The organism is Vibrio sp. Vb1574 (genome assembly GCF_033338675.1).
In genome coordinates, this window is record NZ_JAWOTC010000288.1 from 1 (window position 1) to 1,243 (window position 1,243).

The 1,243-nt window shown below is 45.5% G+C and carries 1 protein-coding gene and 1 pseudogene; one reads left to right on the forward strand and one right to left on the reverse strand.

Annotated features, from left to right (window positions below; all coding sequences use genetic code 11):
- Positions 1-232 (forward strand): annotated as a pseudogene (locus tag R7O12_RS25605) (transcription/translation regulatory transformer protein RfaH); the annotation flags it as partial.
- Positions 233-339: 107 nt separating this feature from the next.
- Here R7O12_RS25605 and asnB read toward each other — a convergent pair.
- On the reverse strand, positions 340-1,243 hold a 904-nt coding region (gene asnB / locus R7O12_RS25610), incomplete at its 5' end, for an asparagine synthase B (RefSeq protein WP_318126866.1).

Below are 1,243 nucleotides of genomic sequence, written 5' to 3' on the forward strand. Positions count from 1 at the left end.
AGGCGATCTTGTTTTTGAGTTGAAGCAGCTAGAGAAATGCTGCACAGAAAAAAACATATCCGAATGCATGCCTAAACCAGGTGATCAGGTTCGTGTTAAGAGCGGACAATTTGCAGGTATTGATGCCATTTTCCAAGAACAAGACGGAGAGAAGCGTTCAATCATGTTGGTGCAAATGATCTCGAAGCGAGTGCCAGTTAGCATTGATAACACCGATTTAGACTTAAAGTAGTCGCTAATAACACCAACACAAAAAAGAGGTGCGCACACACCTCTTATTGAACTTAACGTCAACAAGTTAAATAATTGGGCTGGATTGCTGCTCCAGCCCAATTCTGCTTAGTAAGCGTCGTTGTGAACGGTTTGCACTGCACGGCCTGAAGGGTCAACACAGTTCTTGAATGACTCATCCCACTCAATCGCTTTCGCTGATGAACACGCTACAGAAGGACCACCTGGTACACATTCTGCAGCTGATGGTAATGGGAACAACTCCTCAAAAATTTCGCGGTATACGTAACCTTCTTTAGTTGTTGGTGTGTTGTATGGGAAGCGGTACTGAGCCGTTTCCATCTGTTGATCGGTCACTTTCTCTTCTGCTACGGCCTTCAAAGTGTCAATCCAGCTGTAACCTACGCCATCAGAAAACTGCTCTTTTTGACGCCAAGCGATTGAGTCTGGTAAGTAATGCTCAAAACATTCGCGAAGAATGTGTTTTTCCATCTTACCGTTGCCACACATTTTGTCTGCAGGGTTTAAGCGCATTGCGACATCAATGAACTCTTTATCCAAGAATGGTACACGGCCTTCAACGCCCCATGCCGCCAACGATTTGTTCGCACGGGCACAGTCAAACATGTTTAGAGCCAGCAGTTTACGAACCGTTTCTTCGTGGAACTCTTTTGCGTTTGGCGCTTTGTGGAAGTACAAGTAGCCACCGAAGATTTCATCAGCGCCTTCACCAGAAAGCACCATTTTGATGCCCATTGCCTTGATTTTACGGCCCATGAGGAACATCGGTGTTGAGGCACGAATCGTTGTTACGTCATAAGTCTCGATGTGGTAAATCACGTCACGAATAGCATCCAAACCTTCTTGAATGGTGTATGTCATTTCGTGGTGAACGGTGCCAATTTTTTCTGCCACTTCACGTGCTGCTTTTAAGTCTGGAGCGCCTTCAAGACCAACCGCAAAAGAGTGAAGTTGAGGCCACCATGCTTCTGATTTTTCATCGTCTTCAATA